At 64.1% G+C, this 15,851-nt stretch carries 15 protein-coding genes and 4 pseudogenes; 12 read left to right on the forward strand and 7 right to left on the reverse strand.

Annotated elements, in window-relative coordinates:
* Nucleotides 1-99 precede the first annotated feature (99 nt).
* A complete protein-coding gene (locus tag ACRDTL_RS05675) occupies nt 100-960 on the reverse strand; it encodes a cyclopropane mycolic acid synthase family methyltransferase (RefSeq protein ID WP_431505739.1) in 861 nt (286 codons plus the stop codon).
* A 153-nt stretch (nt 961-1,113) separates the two neighbouring features.
* Here ACRDTL_RS05675 and lpdA point away from each other — a divergent pair, with 153 nt between their 5' ends.
* Both lpdA and ACRDTL_RS05685 read left to right on the forward strand, forming a co-directional pair.
* Nucleotides 1,114-2,517 carry a dihydrolipoyl dehydrogenase gene (lpdA, locus tag ACRDTL_RS05680; protein WP_431505740.1) on the forward strand — a complete coding sequence of 468 codons (1,404 nt, stop codon included), beginning with the start codon at nt 1,114-1,116 and terminating at the stop codon, nt 2,515-2,517.
* Nucleotides 2,518-2,521: 4 nt separating this feature from the next.
* Nucleotides 2,522-2,794 carry a hypothetical protein gene (locus ACRDTL_RS05685; protein WP_431505741.1) on the forward strand — a complete coding sequence of 91 codons (273 nt, stop codon included), beginning with the start codon at nt 2,522-2,524 and terminating at the stop codon, nt 2,792-2,794.
* On the opposite strand, the gene ACRDTL_RS05690 is transcribed toward ACRDTL_RS05685, so the two are convergent.
* A complete protein-coding gene (locus ACRDTL_RS05690; protein ID WP_431505742.1) occupies nt 2,785-3,336 on the reverse strand; it encodes a carboxymuconolactone decarboxylase family protein in 552 nt (183 codons plus the stop codon). The two genes, ACRDTL_RS05685 and ACRDTL_RS05690, sit on opposite strands and share 10 nt — an antisense overlap.
* Nucleotides 3,333-4,748, reverse strand: a complete 1,416-nt coding sequence (gene ramB, locus ACRDTL_RS05695) for an acetate metabolism transcriptional regulator RamB (RefSeq protein ID WP_431505743.1) — start codon at nt 4,746-4,748, stop codon at nt 3,333-3,335. Before ramB ends, ACRDTL_RS05690 begins: the two co-directional genes overlap by 4 nt.
* A 130-nt stretch (nt 4,749-4,878) precedes the next feature.
* On the opposite strand from ramB, the gene ACRDTL_RS05700 reads away from it, so the two are divergent.
* The 7 genes and pseudogenes from ACRDTL_RS05700 (at nt 4,879) to ACRDTL_RS05730 (ending at nt 10,941) form a co-directional block, all read left to right on the forward strand.
* Nucleotides 4,879-5,673 carry an acyl-ACP thioesterase domain-containing protein gene (locus tag ACRDTL_RS05700; RefSeq protein ID WP_431505744.1) on the forward strand — a complete coding sequence of 265 codons (795 nt, stop codon included), beginning with the start codon at nt 4,879-4,881 and terminating at the stop codon, nt 5,671-5,673.
* A gap of 239 nt (nt 5,674-5,912) precedes the next feature.
* Nucleotides 5,913-7,199 (forward strand): isocitrate lyase, encoded by a 1,287-nt coding sequence (gene aceA, locus ACRDTL_RS05705; protein WP_431505745.1) that lies wholly within the window; start codon nt 5,913-5,915, stop codon nt 7,197-7,199.
* 40 nt (nt 7,200-7,239) lie between these two features.
* On the forward strand, nt 7,240-8,139 hold the full coding sequence (locus tag ACRDTL_RS05710) for a 3-hydroxybutyryl-CoA dehydrogenase (protein ID WP_431505746.1): 900 nt from the start codon (nt 7,240-7,242) through the stop codon (nt 8,137-8,139).
* 77 nt (nt 8,140-8,216) lie between these two features.
* Nucleotides 8,217-8,324: pseudogene (locus ACRDTL_RS05715) on the forward strand (class I SAM-dependent methyltransferase); the annotation flags it as partial.
* Between the two features lie 15 nt (nt 8,325-8,339).
* Nucleotides 8,340-8,591: pseudogene (locus tag ACRDTL_RS05720) on the forward strand (class I SAM-dependent methyltransferase); the annotation flags it as partial.
* Between the two features lie 442 nt (nt 8,592-9,033).
* Nucleotides 9,034-9,966 (forward strand): cyclopropane mycolic acid synthase family methyltransferase, encoded by a 933-nt coding sequence (locus tag ACRDTL_RS05725; protein WP_431505747.1) that lies wholly within the window; start codon nt 9,034-9,036, stop codon nt 9,964-9,966.
* Between the two features lie 87 nt (nt 9,967-10,053).
* The gene (locus ACRDTL_RS05730; RefSeq protein WP_431505748.1) at nt 10,054-10,941 is read left to right on the forward strand and encodes a cyclopropane mycolic acid synthase family methyltransferase; all 888 of its coding nucleotides are present in this window, start codon (nt 10,054-10,056) and stop codon (nt 10,939-10,941) included.
* A gap of 139 nt (nt 10,942-11,080) precedes the next feature.
* On the opposite strand, the pseudogene ACRDTL_RS05735 reads toward ACRDTL_RS05730, so the two are convergent.
* A pseudogene (locus ACRDTL_RS05735) lies at nt 11,081-11,335 on the reverse strand (class I SAM-dependent methyltransferase); the annotation flags it as partial.
* A 12-nt stretch (nt 11,336-11,347) separates the two neighbouring features.
* Nucleotides 11,348-11,472 (reverse strand): annotated as a pseudogene (locus ACRDTL_RS05740) (hypothetical protein); the annotation flags it as partial.
* A gap of 128 nt (nt 11,473-11,600) precedes the next feature.
* Here ACRDTL_RS05740 and ACRDTL_RS05745 point away from each other — a divergent pair.
* On the forward strand, nt 11,601-12,461 hold the full coding sequence (locus ACRDTL_RS05745; protein ID WP_431505749.1) for a cyclopropane mycolic acid synthase family methyltransferase: 861 nt from the start codon (nt 11,601-11,603) through the stop codon (nt 12,459-12,461).
* Between the two features lie 17 nt (nt 12,462-12,478).
* Here ACRDTL_RS05745 and ACRDTL_RS05750 read toward each other — a convergent pair whose 3' ends face one another.
* On the reverse strand, nt 12,479-13,483 hold the full coding sequence (locus tag ACRDTL_RS05750) for a prenyltransferase (protein WP_431505750.1): 1,005 nt from the start codon (nt 13,481-13,483) through the stop codon (nt 12,479-12,481).
* 17 nt (nt 13,484-13,500) lie between these two features.
* Nucleotides 13,501-14,202: a TetR/AcrR family transcriptional regulator gene (locus tag ACRDTL_RS05755; RefSeq protein ID WP_431505751.1), complete on the reverse strand. Its 702-nt coding sequence runs from the start codon at nt 14,200-14,202 to the stop codon at nt 13,501-13,503.
* Nucleotides 14,203-14,281: 79 nt separating this feature from the next.
* Between ACRDTL_RS05755 and ACRDTL_RS05760 the strand changes: the two genes are divergently transcribed.
* Nucleotides 14,282-15,601 (forward strand): DUF445 domain-containing protein, encoded by a 1,320-nt coding sequence (locus ACRDTL_RS05760; RefSeq protein ID WP_431505752.1) that lies wholly within the window; start codon nt 14,282-14,284, stop codon nt 15,599-15,601.
* Between the two features lie 87 nt (nt 15,602-15,688).
* The coding region (locus ACRDTL_RS05765) for a helix-turn-helix domain-containing protein (protein ID WP_431505760.1) at nt 15,689-15,851 on the forward strand (163 nt) is incomplete at its 3' end.

A 15,851-nucleotide genomic window follows, 5' to 3' on the forward strand; every position in this document is an offset into this window, starting at 1 on the left:
TGCACTGCGCACTAACCTTCGCGAGGCAGTAGTTATGGCTGCGGATCAAGGGACCACCACGACCCTGGTTTCTGCCTCACGGCGCGCGTCGCCGCAAAGCTACTTCTCCAGGGTGAACTGGTGAACGTTGGTGTACCCGTCGCGGAACAGCCGCACGCAGCCGGTGAGGTAGCGCATGTAGCGGTCGTAGACCTCTTCGGACTGGACAGCGACGGCCTCGTCCTTGTTGGCCTCCAACGCGGCCGCCCACAGCTGCAGGGTCCGCACGTAGTTGGGCCCGATCTCGTGCACGCGCGTCACCCGGAACCCGGCCGGGGTGGCGCGTTCGACCACCATCGGCACCGAAGGCAGCCTGCCGCCGGGGAAGATCTCGGTCATGATGAACTTCCCGAACCGGGCGAGCTCCAACGTCAGCGGTATGCCCTGCCGCTCTACGTCGTCCCAGGTGATCGCGGTGATGGTGTGCAGCAACATCGACGCGCCATCGGGTAACCGGTCATGGGCCATCTCGAAGAAGTCGTCGTAGCGGTCGTGGCCGAAGTGTTCGAACGCGCCGATGGACACGATCCGGTCGACCGGCTCGTCGAATTCCTCCCACCCCTGCAACAACACCCGCATGCTGCGGGGACTGTCCATCTGGTCGAACATCTGCTGCACGTGGGCGACCTGGTTTTTGCTCAGCGTCAAGCCGATCACGTTGACGTCGTAGCGCTCGACCGCGCGTCGCAAGGTGGCACCCCAGCCGCAGCCGATGTCGAGCAGGGTCATGCCGGGCTGCAGACCCAGCTTGCCCAGCGCAAGGTCGATCTTGGCGATCTGCGCCTCTTCCAGCGTCATGTCGTCGCGTTCGAAGTAGGCGCAGCTGTAGGTCTGCGTCGGGTCGAGGAACAGCCGGTAGAAGTCGTCGGAGAGGTCATAGTGCGCCTGCACGTCTGCAAAATGCGGCGTCAGCTTGGACATGATGCTGCCTTCGGTAGACCGGATTGCCGGTCGAGAATCTGCACGCCATGTATTCGGAGCCGACGACGCCGCGGATCGGGAGCAGTCACACACGTGGCAGCCCGCAACGGCAACGGGTCCGCTGGTCGGTGCGACGCCCGTTAGGGTAGTGCCGTGACCCATTTTGACGTCGTCGTTCTCGGAGCCGGCCCCGGCGGATACGTCGCGGCAATTCGCGCCGCCCAGCTGGGGCTCGGCACTGCAGTCGTCGAACCCAAATACTGGGGCGGGGTATGCCTCAACGTCGGCTGCATCCCGTCCAAGTCGCTGCTGCGCAACGCCGAACTCGCACACATCGTCACCAAGGAAGCCAAGACGTTCGGGATCAGCGGCGAGGCCACCCTCGACTACGGCGTCGCCTATGACCGCAGCCGCAAGGTCGCCGAGGGCCGGGTCGCCGGGGTGCACTTCCTGATGAAGAAGAACAAGATCACCGAGATCCACGGCTACGGCCGGTTCACCGACCCCAACACGCTCTCGGTCGAATTGACGGAAGGCGGCGCTGAAGATCCCGACACGGTCACCTTCGACAATGCGATCATCGCCACCGGCAGCAGCACCCGGCTGGTGCCCGGCACGTCGCTTTCGGCGAACGTCGTCACGTATGAGGAGTTGATCCTGTCCCGGGAGCTGCCGGGGTCGATCGTGATCGCCGGCGCCGGTGCCATCGGCATGGAGTTCGGCTACGTGCTGGCCAACTACGGCGTCGACGTCACCATCGTGGAGTTCCTGCCCCGGGCGTTGCCCAACGAGGATGCCGAGGTGTCCAGGGAGATCGAAAAGCAGTTCAAGAAGCTGGGCGTCAAGGTCCTTACCGGCACCAAAGTCGAGTCGATCTCCGACGACGGCGCCCAGGTGACGGTCACGGTCAGCAAGGACGATCAACAACAGCAGCTTCGGACCGACAAGGTGTTGCAGGCCATCGGGTTTGCCCCCAACGTCGACGGCTACGGGCTGGACAGGGCCGGGGTGGCGCTCACCGAGCGCAAGGCCATCGGCATCGACGACTACATGCGCACCAACGTGGGCCATATCTACGCGATCGGTGACGTCACCGGGCTGTTGCAGCTGGCGCATGTCGCCGAGGCCCAGGGCGTAGTAGCCGCCGAAACCATCGCCGGCGCAGAGACTTTGCCGCTCGGCGACTACCGGATGTTGCCTCGTGCGACGTTCTGCCAGCCGCAGGTCGCCAGCTTCGGGCTCACCGAACAGCAGGCCCGCGACGAGGGATACGACGTCAATGTCGCCAAGTTCCCGTTCACCGCCAACGGCAAGGCGCACGGCCTCGGCGACCCGAGCGGGTTCGTCAAGCTGATCGCCGATGCCACGCACGGCGAGCTGCTCGGCGGGCATTTGGTCGGCCATGACGTATCCGAGTTGCTGCCCGAACTCACCCTGGCGCAAAAGTGGGACCTGACCGCAACCGAGTTGGCGCGCAATGTGCACACTCATCCGACGATGTCGGAGGCGCTGCAGGAATGCTTCCACGGCCTGACCGGGCACATGATCAACTTCTAAAGCCGTGCGTACCGAGTCGGTTTGGGCCGTCATCGGCGGGATAATCATCGGCTACATCGGGTGGCTGGTGGCGATCTCGATCGGAGCCGCCTTCACCACGGTTAGCCTGTGGAGCCCGATTGTGCTGGTGTTGTCGGTGCTGCTGGCGATCTGGGCGGCGTTGTGGGGCCGGCGGTTACGCGAGCGGGGCAGCTTCGTCTGGGCGGCGTTCGTCTTTGCCGTGCCGATTCCTCCGGTGCTGCTGACGCTGGCCGTGGGGTGCGCCACCTACCTGTGATCGGGGTGGTCCAACGGGATGTCGAGGGCGGACATGGTCGCGGCCAGACCATCGTATTGGCCTGCCAGCATGCAGAATTCGATCAGTTGACGGCGATCGAGATGTGCGGACAACTGCTGCCAGACCTCGGCGCTGATCGAGCGGTCGTTGACGAACTCGTCGGTGGCGCAGAGCAGCGCCCGCTGCCGGTCGGTCAGCCCGTCAGATGCCTCGGGCCAGCCGAAGATGGTCTCCTGGGTCTTGGTGTCCAGGCCGCGGCGGCGCGCCATCCGGCGATGGTGCTGCAGTTCGTATTCGCAGCCGCGCAAGTGCGCGACCCGCAGGATCACCAACTCGGTGTCGGTGCTCGGCAGCCGGCCGCGCAGTAGCGCTCCGGAGTAGGGCAGCCACATCCAGAAGAGGCGCTTGTGCTGGCCCAGGGTGGTGAACAGGTGCATCTGCGGGGCACCGACCGTGCGCGCGCTGAACTTGGCCAGCACCCAGTTGATCAGCCCCAGCTCGCGAAGCTTCCCCGACGACGGGATGCGGGCGGTGCCGCTCACGGCTGCTTCACCAGATAGGGCGACACCGTGCTGCGATGCTCATCGAGGTCGAGGGCACGACCCAACGCCGGGAACGCCCGCTGCGGACAGTTGTCGCGTTCGCAGACCCGGCAGCCCGCGCCGATCGGTGTGGCGTTGTCCCCCGACAAGGCGAGTCCTTCCGAGTAGACGAGCCGGTGGGCGTGCCGAAGTTCACAGCCCAAACCGATCGCGAAGGTTTTACCGGGCTGACCATACCGCGATGGCCGCCGCTCCACGGTGCGGGCAACCCACATGTAGTTGCGCCCGTCGGGCATCTGCGCGATCTGCACCAAGACCTTGCCCGGGTTGGCGAACGTCTCATAGACATTCCACAGCGGACAAGTGCCGCCGCTGGAGGAGAAGTGAAAGCCCGTCGCGGACTGTCGTTTTGACATGTTCTCCGCCCGGTCGACGCGGACGAACGAGAACGGCACACCGCGCATGGACGGCCGTTGCAGCGTGGACAGCCGGTGGCCGATCGTTTCGTAGCTCACCGAATAGAACGCCGAGAGGCGCTCGATGTCGTAGCGGAAGTTCTCGGTGACGTCGTGGAACTGGCGGTAGGGCAGCACCGCAGCGGCGGCGAAGTAGTTGGCCAGCCCGAGCCGGGCCAGTGTGCGCGACTCGTCGGAGGTGAACTTGCCGTCGGTGACCATCGCATCGATCAGCTCGCCGAATTCCAGATACGCCAATTCGGCGGCCATCTTGAAAACCTGCTGACCCAACGAGAGGTGGTTGCTGATCTCCAGCGTCTTGGTCTGTCGGTCGTAGCGGTGCAGCACGGTGTCGCCGAGGTCGATGCGCTTGTTGATATGCACCCCGTGCACCTCGGTGAGCCGCCGGGACAACTCCCGGGCCAGGTCTCCGCGGTGCATCCGCACCCGGCTGGTCAGCTCCTCGGCGGCGGTGTCCAGTTCGTGCAGGTAGTTCTGGCGCTGGTAGAAGTAGTCGCGCACCTCCTCGTGCGGCATGGTGATCGACCCGCTGCCACTGCCGTCGGAGAACCGCTCCTCGGTGGCCGCGGCCAGCTGCGCGGTGGTGATCCTGACGCGGCGATGCAGGTTGACCATCGCCTGGGCCAGCCCGGGGTGGGCGTTGACCATTTCGGCGACTTCGGGCAGATCGACGTCGATGTCGAGATCGTGATCCATGGTCACCTCGCGCAGTTCGGCGACCAGCCGGGTGTCGTCCTGGGGGGCAAAGAACGTCGCGTCGACCCCGAAGACCTCGGTGATCCGCAGCAGCACCGCCACCGTCAGGGGCCGGACGTCATGCTCGATCTGGTTGAGGTAACTCGGCGAGATCTCCAGCATCTGCGCGAGCGCGGCTTGGCTGAATCCGCGCTCGCTGCGCAACTGCCGAACGCGTGAGCCGACGAACGTTTTGGACACCCGCCGAGCGTACCCGGGCTGCGAAGATGCGGTTTGCAGAGTTGGCAGCTTGGCATGGATTGGCGTCGCAGCGTGCTGGTTTGGCATGATCACTTCGGGGAGCGGTACTGAGCAACCGGGGAGTGAAGCGGTGAGCCTGGACAAATCGATGATGGGGGTGCCGGACGGCCATCCCGACGTGTTCGACCGCGAATGGCCGCTGCGCGTTGCCGACAGCGATCGCGAGGGCCGGCTGCGCTTTGATGCGGCCACCCGGCACATCCAGGACATCGGCCAGGACCACTTGCGGGAGTTGGGCTTTGAGGAGACCCATCCGCTGTGGATCGTCCGGCGCACCATGGTCGACCTGATCCGCCCCATCGAATTCCAGGACATGCTGCGCATGCGCCGGTGGTGTTCGGGCACTTCGAACCGATGGTGTGAGATGCGGGTCCGCATCGATGGGCGCAAGGGCGGGCTGATGGAGTCCGAGGCGTTCTGGATCAACATCAACCGCGAGACTCAGGGGCCGGCGAGGATCGCCGACGACTTCATTGCGGGCCTGCGACGCACGACCAGCGTCGACCGGCTCCGCTGGAAGGCGTATTTGACCGCCGGGAGCCGCGACGACGCGCTGGAAATCCACGAGTATCCGGTCCGGTTCACCGATATCGACCTGTTCGACCACATGAACAACTCGGTGTACTGGAGCGTGATCGAGGACTACCTGGCGTCGTGCCCGGAGATGCTGAAGGCGCCGCTGCGAGTCACCATCGAGCACGACGCACCAGTGGCGCTCGGTGACAAGCTGGAGATCATCTCGCACGTGCACCCGCCCGGTTCCACCGATCGATTCGGTGCAGGCCTGGTGGATCGCACTGTTAGAACGCTCACATATGCCGTCGGCGACGAGATCAAAGCGGTCGCGTCGATCTTCGCGCTGTAGCTTCGGCAAACGGCGGTATTGACCTGCACAATCAGGTTACCGCTCGGTAACTTCTGAAACGGTTCAGACGCGACTAACTTCGCAAACTTCGCAAAAATGCACGAAGGTGTAGCGAAAGTTGGCAAATAAAACAGGTGGACCTGCAAAGCTGGGCTGTGCCATCTTCGACTTAACAGATCAGTGAAGCCGCTCGCGGGTTAGCAAAACCGCCGCGGTGAAGAACCTCAAGGAGTATCTCGATGTCGACCGTTGGCACACCCAAAAGCGCCGAGCAAATCCAGCACGCCTGGGACACCGACCCGCGGTGGAAGGACGTCACCCGGACGTATACCGCCGAAGACGTGGTGGCGTTGCAGGGCAGCGTGGCCGAGGAGCACACCCTGGCCCGTCGCGGCGCCGAGGTGCTGTGGGAACAGTTGGGAGACCTCGAGTACATCAACGCGCTGGGTGCGCTGACCGGCAACATGGCCGTGCAGCAGGTGCGCGCCGGCCTGAAGGCCATCTACCTGTCCGGCTGGCAGGTCGCCGGCGATGCGAACCTGTCCGGTCACACCTACCCCGATCAAAGCCTGTACCCGGCCAACTCGGTGCCGCAGGTGGTGCGCCGGATTAACAACGCGCTGCTGCGCGCCGACCAGATCGCCAAGATCGAGGGCGACACATCGGTGAAGAACTGGCTGGCGCCGATCGTCGCCGACGGCGAGTCCGGGTTCGGCGGTGCGCTCAACGTCTTCGAGCTGCAGAAGGCGATGATCACGGCCGGCGTCGCAGGCTCGCACTGGGAGGACCAGTTGGCGTCGGAGAAGAAGTGCGGGCATTTGGGCGGCAAAGTGCTGATCCCGACCCAGCAGCACATCCGGACGCTGACGTCGGCCCGGCTGGCCGCCGACGTGTGCGACGTTCCGACCGTCGTCATCGCTCGCACCGACGCCGAAGCGGCGACCCTGATCACCTCCGACGTCGACGAGCGCGACCAGCCGTTCATCACCGGCGAGCGCACCCGCGAGGGCTTTTACCGCACCCTGGGCGGCATCGACCCGTGCATCGCCCGGGCCAAGGCCTATGCGCCGTACGCCGACCTGATCTGGATGGAGACCGGCACACCGGACCTCGAGCTCGCCATGCGGTTCTCCGAGGCGGTCAAGGCCGAATACCCCGACCAGATGCTGGCCTACAATTGCTCGCCGTCGTTCAACTGGCGCAAGCATCTCGACGATGCCACCATCAGCAAGTTCCAAAAGGAGCTGGCCGCAATGGGATTCAAGTTCCAGTTCATCACGCTGGCCGGTTTCCATGCGCTCAACTACTCGATGTTCGACCTGGCCTACGGCTATGCCCGCAACCAGATGAGCGCCTACGTCGAGCTGCAGGAACGCGAATTCGCCGCCGAGGAGCGCGGTTACACCGCGACCAAGCATCAGCGCGAGGTCGGCGCCGGTTACTTCGACCGGATCGCCACCACCGTCGACCCGGCCTCGTCGACGACCGCGCTGACCGGCTCCACCGAAGAGGGCCAGTTCCACTGAGTTGACTACCTGCCGCGAGCGTGCGCAGAACCGGGTTAACATGCGGCGGCCGGCGACACGCACGCTCGCGCGGCTAGTGAGGAGCGATGTGATCGAACGAGTAGGGGTAATCGGGGCGGGCCAGATGGGCGCGGGTATCGCCGAGGTGTCGGCGCGCGCCGGCGTCGACGTGAAGGTTTTCGAGACCACCGATGCGCTCGTCACCGCGGGTCGCAACCGCATTGTGAAATCGCTGGAGCGCGGCGTCAGCGCCGGCAAGATCACCGAACGCGAACGGGACGGCGCCGCCGCCAGGCTGACCTTCACCACCGACCTCAAAGACCTCGCCGACCGCCAACTGGTGATCGAGGCCGTCATCGAGGACGAGGCGGTGAAGGCCGGGATCTTCGCCGAGCTGGACAGCATCCTGACCGATCCCGACGCGGTGTTGGCGTCGAACACCTCCAGCATCCCGATCATGAAACTGGCGGCCGCCACCAAGAACCCGCAGCGGGTGCTCGGCTTGCACTTCTTCAACCCCGTCCCGGTGCTGCCGCTGGTCGAGTTGGTCAGCACGCTGGTGACCGACGACGCTGCAGCCGCTCGCACCGAGGAGTTCGCCAGCGCGGTGCTGGACAAGCAAGTGGTGCGCTGTTCGGACCGGTCCGGCTTCGTGGTCAACGCGCTGCTGGTGCCCTATCTGCTGTCGGCGATCCGGATGGTCGAGGCCGGTTTCGCCAGCGTCGAAGACGTCGACAAGGCCGTGGTCGCCGGGCTGTCGCATCCGATGGGGCCGCTGCGGCTATCCGACCTGGTCGGGCTCGACACGCTCAAGCTGATCGCGGACAAGATGTTCGACGAGTTCAAGGAACCGCAGTACGCTCCGCCGCCGCTGCTGCTGCGCATGGTCGAGGCCGGTTTGCTCGGCAAGAAATCGGGCCAGGGCTTTTGTTCCTATTAAGCCGAATTGGTAAGGACCCGAGCCTCTTTGGAGGCTGGCTACAGTCGTTGTCGTGGCTGCGGTATGGTGCTATCCTGGTGGACATTTCTGACGAGGTCTTTTCATTGTTCCCTGATACCACGATGACCTGTACCTGTGCATACTTGGAGCGCGACGACATGACGCTAGAAGAGGCGCTGACCGCCAGGCTGGATCTGGCGCCATCCACCGAAGATATCCTCGAGTTCTTCAGCGCTGCAAGCCCTTCCGTTACTCAGGTTCAACAACTCGGTCCGCACCATGTCAGGACGCTCGATACCTGGGCAGCGACCCTGGTAGCCCGTCATGACGAAGCGGTCGCCGCTGCTTCCGAAGAGGTTTACCAGCACTACCTGCAATACCTGACCGGCTGCGCCGACTTCTTCCGGCGAGGTATCAGCGAAGTCGCGCAATTCATGCTCGCCAAGGGTTAGCTATCTCGGCGGCCTGGTCAAGTGGGGATTCAAGCGCTTCCATCGGGCTTGGCGCCAACCGCTGCCCTTGGAAAAGCTTCGCACGGCCGGCCAGGTACCTATGTAACTGTCGCGGACCTCCTGCGATTGCATCGCGATGGCCTCCTGCTCGTTGGCCCGCAGCGGTGCCGCCCACAGCTCGGTGTTTTCGCATAGTGGAGCTGGAGTGACTGGATCCGGGTCACCGTGAAGCCGACGTTGCCGGCGTGCGTTTGCACAGCCGGGAGGTCAGGATTAGGCTTCCGACACGAAGATTGACAAACCCGATACCCTAGCTCACCGATCTCGGCTATGACGCGGACGCGAGGGGTCATCCACCGCGGCATCGGTAGCGTAATCTCGAGTCCGTGCCGGGCGAACCCGTACGGCATCTCTTCGTGATTCGAATTCTCCAGGACGAACAGTGGCAGATACCTCAAGCTCGACCTCCAATGCTCAATCCAAGTGGTTATCGAACTCCGCGGCGCAAACCGGGGGGTCGAATGCCAGGGAAGTCCAGTTCCACTACGACATCTCCAACGATTTCTTCAAGCTGTGGCAGGACCCGACCCAGACTTACAGCTGTGCGTATTTCGAGCGCGACGACATGACGCTCGCAGAGGCACAGATGGCCAAGGTCGACCTGGCCCTCGGCAAGCTGGGCCTGCAGCCCGGGATGACGCTGGTCGACATTGGCTGCGGGTGGGGCTCCACGATCATGCGCGCGGTCGAGAAGTACGACGTCAACGTCATCGGATTGACGCTGTCCCAAAACCAGAAGCAGCACATCGAGAACTATTGGTTCGCGAATTCGGACAGCCCGCGCGGCATGGAAGTACGGCTGCAGCCGTGGGAGGAATTCGATGAGCCGGTCGACAGGGTGGTGTCGATCGGCGCTTTCGAGCACTTCGGCTTCAACAAGTACGACGACTACTTCAAGAAGACGTTCACCTTGATGCCCGACGACGGTGTGATGCTGTTGCACTCCATCATCATCCCGAGCGACGAAGAGATCAAAGAGCGGCAGCTGCCCCTCACGATGTCTCGGGTGCGGTTCATCAAGTTCATCATGGACGAGATCTATCCCGGCGGGCGTCTGCCGCTGGCCGCACAGGTTGAAGAACATGCGGTCAAGGCTGGGTTCACGGTGACCCGGAAACAGCGGCTGCGCCCGCATTATGCCCGCACCCTCGACACGTGGGCAGCCAATCTCGAATCGAAGAAGGACGAGGCGATCGCCATCACGTCTGAAGAGATCTACGAGCGCTTCATGAAGTACTTGACCGGCTGCGCCCACCTCTTCCACCAGGGCTACACCGACGTCTGTCAATTCACCTGCGAAAAGGCTCCCGCTTAGCCGGATTGCGAAAGGGTGCGTTATACAGTTCGAGTGCGACAGCTTATTCAGGACCTGAACACGATCCACCTGAAAGGTCAATCTCAGATGAGGGACAGCGGATCGGGGGAATCGGCGGAATTGCGGCCGGCCTACGAGAACGTTCAAGCCCATTACGACACCTCCAACGACTTCTTCGGGCTGTTCCAGGATGCAACGCGGACCTACAGCTGTGCGTTCTACGAACGCGACGACATGACGCTGAAAGAGGCCCAAATCGCGAAGATCGACCTCGCGCTCGGCAAACTGGGCCTGCAGTCCGGAATGACCCTGCTCGACGTCGGCTGCGGCTGGGGCTCGGTGATGAAGCGCGCAGTCGAACGGTATGACGTCAACGTCGTCGGGCTGACGTTGAGCAAGAATCAGTGCGCTCTGGGGCAACAGCTGCTCGATCAGATCGATACCGGCCGCTCCCGGCGGATGCTGATGCGCGGGTGGGAGGAATTCGACGAGCCCGTCGACCGCATCGTCAGCATCGAGGCGTTCGAGGCGTTCCCCAAATCTCGCTACAAGGCTTTCTTCGATGTGTGCTACCGCGCCATGCCCAGCGACGGTCGGATGGTCCTGCAGACGATCATGGGTCACCCCCTCAATCGCTGGCCCGAGATGGGCATCCCGATCATCATGGCCGATCTCCGGTTCATGCGGTTCCTCGCCACGGAGATCTTTCCCGGCGGCTCGGTGCCGTGCGACGAGGACGTCGTCGAATACTCAACTGAAGCAGGGTTTTCGGTCGACGAACTGCAGAAGATGACCGGCCACTACGTGCGGACACTCGATACCTGGGCGAAGAAGCTGGAAGCAGCCCGCGACGACGCCATCGCGGTGACCTCCACGGAAATCTACGACCGCTATATGCGCTATCTGACCGGATGTTCTGACTTCTTCCAGCGGAACATCTCTGAGGTGGGACAGTTCACCCTCGTGAAGGACTGAGGGTCGAGCTCGCCTAGGAATTCCCTGAATAGTGGGGCGTGGCGGTAGGCATGTTGATCGTGGCGGTCGGGAACGATCGTGGTGTGCAGGGGCGAGCCGATGATCAGCGTGAGTTGCCGGGCGCGCGGTGAGTGTAAGAGCGCTCGACGGCGGGTCGCATTGTGGCAGCCCAGCCGCAGCCGACGTCCAACAACGTCATCCCGGCCGTTGGCCGCAACTCGGCCAGCGCGAGGTCGGTCGTGGCCGGCTGCGCATCTTTGAGCGTCATATCGTCGCGCTCGAAGTACGTGCAGGCGTACGTCTGCATAGGATCGAGGAATAGCCGGAAGAAGTCGTCGGACAGGCCGTAATGGGCCCGCACGTCACCGAAGTTCGGCGTCGGCTGGACAAACATAACGACGATCGCCAAAACCAGCCACCGCCAATCCAGGCCCGGTCGGCCGATCGCCAGCAGCGCGGCAACCAGACCCGACACCACGGTCATCCGTCGGGCGGGGGATTGGTGGTGCGCAGGGCGTAGCTCCATGACACCTACTGAGATAGCCAACCGCGTGGTGGTGCACACCATATATCGCCCGGGTGTGAGATCGTTGGTGCAGCCCTTGTAAAGTCTCTGCCCGCAGGGGAGGTCAGACGAGATTGGTTGGGAGCTGCCGCGAATGTCTGAATTGAAGCCGTTCTATGAAGAGTCACAATCGATCTACGACGGTTCCGACGAATTCTTCGAATTATTCCTAGATCCCACGATGGCCTACACCTGCGCCTACTTCGAGCGTGACGACATGACCCTCGAGGAGGCGCAAAACGCCAAGTTCGATCTGGCGCTGGGCAAGCTCGGCCTCGAGCCGGGGATGACGTTGCTCGACGTTGGTTGCGGGTGGGGCGGCGCGCTGCAACGCGTGGTTGAACGCCACGACGTCAACGTGATTGGTATCACGTTGAGCCGCAGCCAATGCGAGTACAGCCGGGCCAGGCTGGCCAAGATCCCGACCGGGCGCAATGTCGAGGTTCGGCTGCAGGGCTGGGAGGAGTTCGACGAGCACGTCGACCGGATCGTCAGCATCGGCGCCTTCGAGCATTTCAAGAAGGAGCGTTATCCCGCGTTTTTCGAGTGCGCCCACGACATCCTTCCCGACGACGGCCGCATGCTGCTGCACACCATATTGGGGCATCCGCAGACGTACTTTGGTGAACAAGGCATCAAGCTGACGATCAGCGACTTGAAGTTCATGCAATTCATCGGCCGGGAAATCTTCCCCGGTGGCGAATTGCCGTGCGAGGAAGATGTTGTCGAGTTCTCCCGGGCCGCCGGTTTCGGGCTCGAAAGAATTCAATTGCTGCGTCCGCACTACGCACGAACCCTGGACATGTGGGCGGCCAACCTAATGGCCAACCGTAACCGCGCCATCGCTGTCCAGTCCGAAGAGGTCTACGACCGCTACCTGCGGTACCTGACCGGTTGTGCGGACTTCTTCCGCCGCGATATCACGAACGTCGGACAGTTCACCCTGACCAAGTAGCGGTCGTCGCAGCGGGCTTACCGCAGTACGGCGCCGATCGCCAGGCCGACTACCAGCAGCCCGCCCGCCTGGCGCACGTGCACAAAGGCCAGCGCCGCGTACCACAGCGGCCACACCGGAAACCCCTCCGGCGGTGTCTCGGGTGGCCGGCGGCGGAAATGCGGCCACACCTTGGCCAGCCGGGGCAGCGCCAACACGACCAGCAGCGCGGGCCACGGCATCGCATCGACCGCCACCGCCAACGCGACCAGCGCGTAGAAGCCGACCATCATCGCCAGCGTGGCGGTGCGGGCGCGGGCTTCGCCGAGCATCACCGGCAGCGTCCGGATGCCCAGCGGCCCGTCGTAGGGAATCTTGTCGATGTGCTTGCCCATCAACACCGTCGTGCACGCCAACCCGTAGGGCAGCGACGCCAACAGGACGTCCCAGCCGACGGCGCCGACTGCGGAGTAGTAGGTGCCGCACACCATCAGCGGGCCCCAGACCACGAAGACGTCGGGTTCGCCCAGGCCGCGCTTCTTCAACCGCACCGGCGGCGCCGTGTAGGCGACGCTCAGCACGAAACCCGACAATGCGAACGCCACCACCGGCCAGCCCCGTGCCCAGGTCAGCACGACCAGGATCGCCAGATCGGCCAGGTTGACCACGGCGATAGCGATCACCAGTGTGCGACGGCTGACCAGCCCGGACAGCACCGGGTGCGGGGCGTACAGGGCACGCGGATAGCCCGCGCTGTCGGTGCCGGTCTGGGTGTCATACAGGTCGTTCATCAAGTTGTTGGCGGTGTGGGCCAACGTGATTCCGACGATCGCCAAAACCAGCCACCGCCAATCCAGGCCCGGCCGGCCGATCGCCAGCAGCGCGGCAACCAGACCCGACACCACGGTCATCGGTAGCACCGCGGCGCGGGTGACGACGAGCCAGCGTGTGACGGTGTCGATTGGTCCGTCGGGCAGCGGATTGGTGGTGCGCAGGGCGTAGCTCCATGACCGCAGTCGGGAGCGGACCGTCACCTCGGGCATCACCACAGCCTAAAGGTTCAGTGCGGCAGCGGCGGCACGATCGGCTGCGGGTGTGGTTGTCCGCGGAACTTGTCCACCGACCCACCGACCTCCACGATCCCGCACAATGCGCTCCAGCTCAGCATCGTCAGGTAGTCGATCAGCTCGTCGGCGGTCATCCGCGGGTCGAGCAGCCACGAGTGGGTGGCCAGCTGCACGCCGCCAACGATCATGTAGGCCCACGGCTCCGCCCCGCTGACTTCCATCCCGGCCTGCACCATCCGGCGGCGCAGCATCACCGCCAGCATGCGGGCGATGATGCGCTCGGAGTCGGCGATCACTTTGCTCTTGGCCGCCGAGCTGTTCGCCATCACGAACCGGTAGGGCTCGGGCTCGGCCGCCACGGTTTCGACGTACACCCGGTGGATCTCGCGGGTCAGGTCGAAGCCGTCCAGGTTCGACGACAGCGCGGCGGCCATATTGGGGATCAGGGTTTTCTGCGCGAACCGCATCATCACCGCGGTCGTCAGGTCGTTCTTGTCCACGAAGTAGCGGTACAGGACGGTCTTGGAGACCCCGATCTCGCCGGCTATCTCGTCCATGCTCACGTAGCGACCGCGCCGTCGGATGGCTTCGATTGTCCCGTCGATCAGCTCGTTGCGACGCTCCACCTTGTGCTGGTGCCAACGTCGCTTCCGGCCATCGGTCTTTATGGTCCCTACCGGGAAACGCTTCGCCACTTTCTCGATAATACGGCCTCTCAGGGCCGTGCACCTGGACCGGTAACAGTAACTACTCATTCCGATAGCGGATGATGGTGTGGTGGTACATCGAGCCAACCCGGGCCGGGTAAGCGCGTCGTTGGCCGAATCGTTCGTCGCGGCCGATCCGCAGAGCGACGCCGAGCGTCGCCGGGGCCTGCGCCGGATGAAAGTGGTGGCGCTGAGTTTCCTGGTCGGCGCCAGCGCGGTGTTCCTCGGCTGTCGGTGGGTGCAGGCGGGCGGCAGCACCGCCGCCTGGGTGGGCTATGTCCGCACCGCCGCGGAGGCGGGCATGGTCGGAGCCTTGGCGGACTGGTTCGCCGTCACCGCGCTGTTCAAGCATCCGCTGGGCATCCCGATCCCGCACACCGCGATCATCAAGCGTAAAAAAGACCAGCTCGGCGAGGGTCTGGGAACGTTCGTGCGGGAGAATTTCCTGTCGCCGCCGGTGGTGAAGACCAAGGTGCGCGACGCCCAGATCGCCGGTCGGCTGGGCAAGTGGCTCTCGGAGATTTCCCATGCCGAGCGGGTGGCCGCCGAGACGGCGACCGTACTGCGGGTGGGTGTGGAACTGCTGCGTGACGAGGATGTCCAGCAGGTCATCGACCGGATGATCGTGCGGCGCGTTGCCGAACCGAAGTGGGGTCCGCCGGCGGGTCGGGTGCTGGCCACCCTGCTGGCCGAGAACCGGCAGGACGCGTTGATCCAGTTGCTGGCCGACCGCGCGTTCCGGTGGTCGCTGAACGCCGGGGAGGTCATCCAGCGGGTGGTGGAGCGGGACTCGCCGGGCTGGTCACCACGGTTCGTCGACCACCTGGTCGGTGACCGCATCCACCGGGAGCTGATGGACTTCACCGACAAGGTGCGCCGCAACCCCGCTCACGAGTTGCGCCGATCGGCGACCCGGTTTTTGTTCGAGTTCGCCGACGACCTGCAGCACGACGAGGCGACGATCGCGCGTGCCGAGGCGGTCAAGGAGCAGCTGATGTCCCGCGAGGAGGTCACCAACGCAGCGGCGACGGCCTGGCAGACGCTGAAGCGGCTGGTGCTAGAGGGCGTCGACGATCCGTCCAGCGCGCTGCGCACCCGGGTCGCCGGCGCGGTGGTGCGCATCGGCGAGTCGCTGCGCGACGACGCCGACCTGCGCGACAAGGTCGACAACTGGATCGTGCGGGCCGCCCAGCATCTGGTTTCCCAGTACGGAGTGGAGATCACCGCGATCATCACCGATACGATCGAGCGCTGGGACGCCACCGAAGCCAGCCGGCGCATCGAGCTGCACGTGGGCCGCGACCTGCAGTTCATCCGGATCAACGGCACCGTGGTCGGCTCACTGGCCGGGCTGGTGATTTACGCGGTAGCGCAGCTATTGTTCTGAGCCGTGCTAACTGGCGCTTGCAAAAGTTAGCACTAGGTCGTAGCCTGGTGCGCGTCAGCACCGACGTTACGACGCAAGGAGTCGCCAATGCCGCAGGAGGACAAGCTTGCTGCAGTGGTGTCTACCGCTGCGTCAGACATCGGCAGTTTCATCAGGGCGCAGCGTGAGGCGGCGCAAGTGTCGGTGCGGCAGTTGGCGGAAAAGGCCGGTGTCAGTAATCCGTATCTCAGCCAGATCGAGCGCGGGTTGC

Source organism: Mycobacterium sp., from assembly GCF_050700595.1.
Lineage (GTDB): Bacteria > Actinomycetota > Actinomycetes > Mycobacteriales > Mycobacteriaceae > Mycobacterium.

Excerpts from the sequence above, each read along its gene's own strand:
- ACRDTL_RS05675 (WP_431505739.1), bottom strand. The coding sequence starts at position 960 with ATGTCCAAGCTGACGCCGCATTTTGCAGACGTGCAGGCGCACTATGAC.
- aceA (WP_431505745.1), top strand. The coding sequence starts at position 5,913 with ATGTCGACCGTTGGCACACCCAAAAGCGCCGAGCAAATCCAGCACGCC.
- ACRDTL_RS05710 (WP_431505746.1), top strand. The coding sequence starts at position 7,240 with ATGCGGCGGCCGGCGACACGCACGCTCGCGCGGCTAGTGAGGAGCGAT.
- ACRDTL_RS05730 (WP_431505748.1), top strand. The coding sequence starts at position 10,054 with ATGAGGGACAGCGGATCGGGGGAATCGGCGGAATTGCGGCCGGCCTAC.
- ACRDTL_RS05745 (WP_431505749.1), top strand. The coding sequence starts at position 11,601 with ATGTCTGAATTGAAGCCGTTCTATGAAGAGTCACAATCGATCTACGAC.
- ACRDTL_RS05750 (WP_431505750.1), bottom strand. The coding sequence starts at position 13,483 with ATGCCCGAGGTGACGGTCCGCTCCCGACTGCGGTCATGGAGCTACGCC.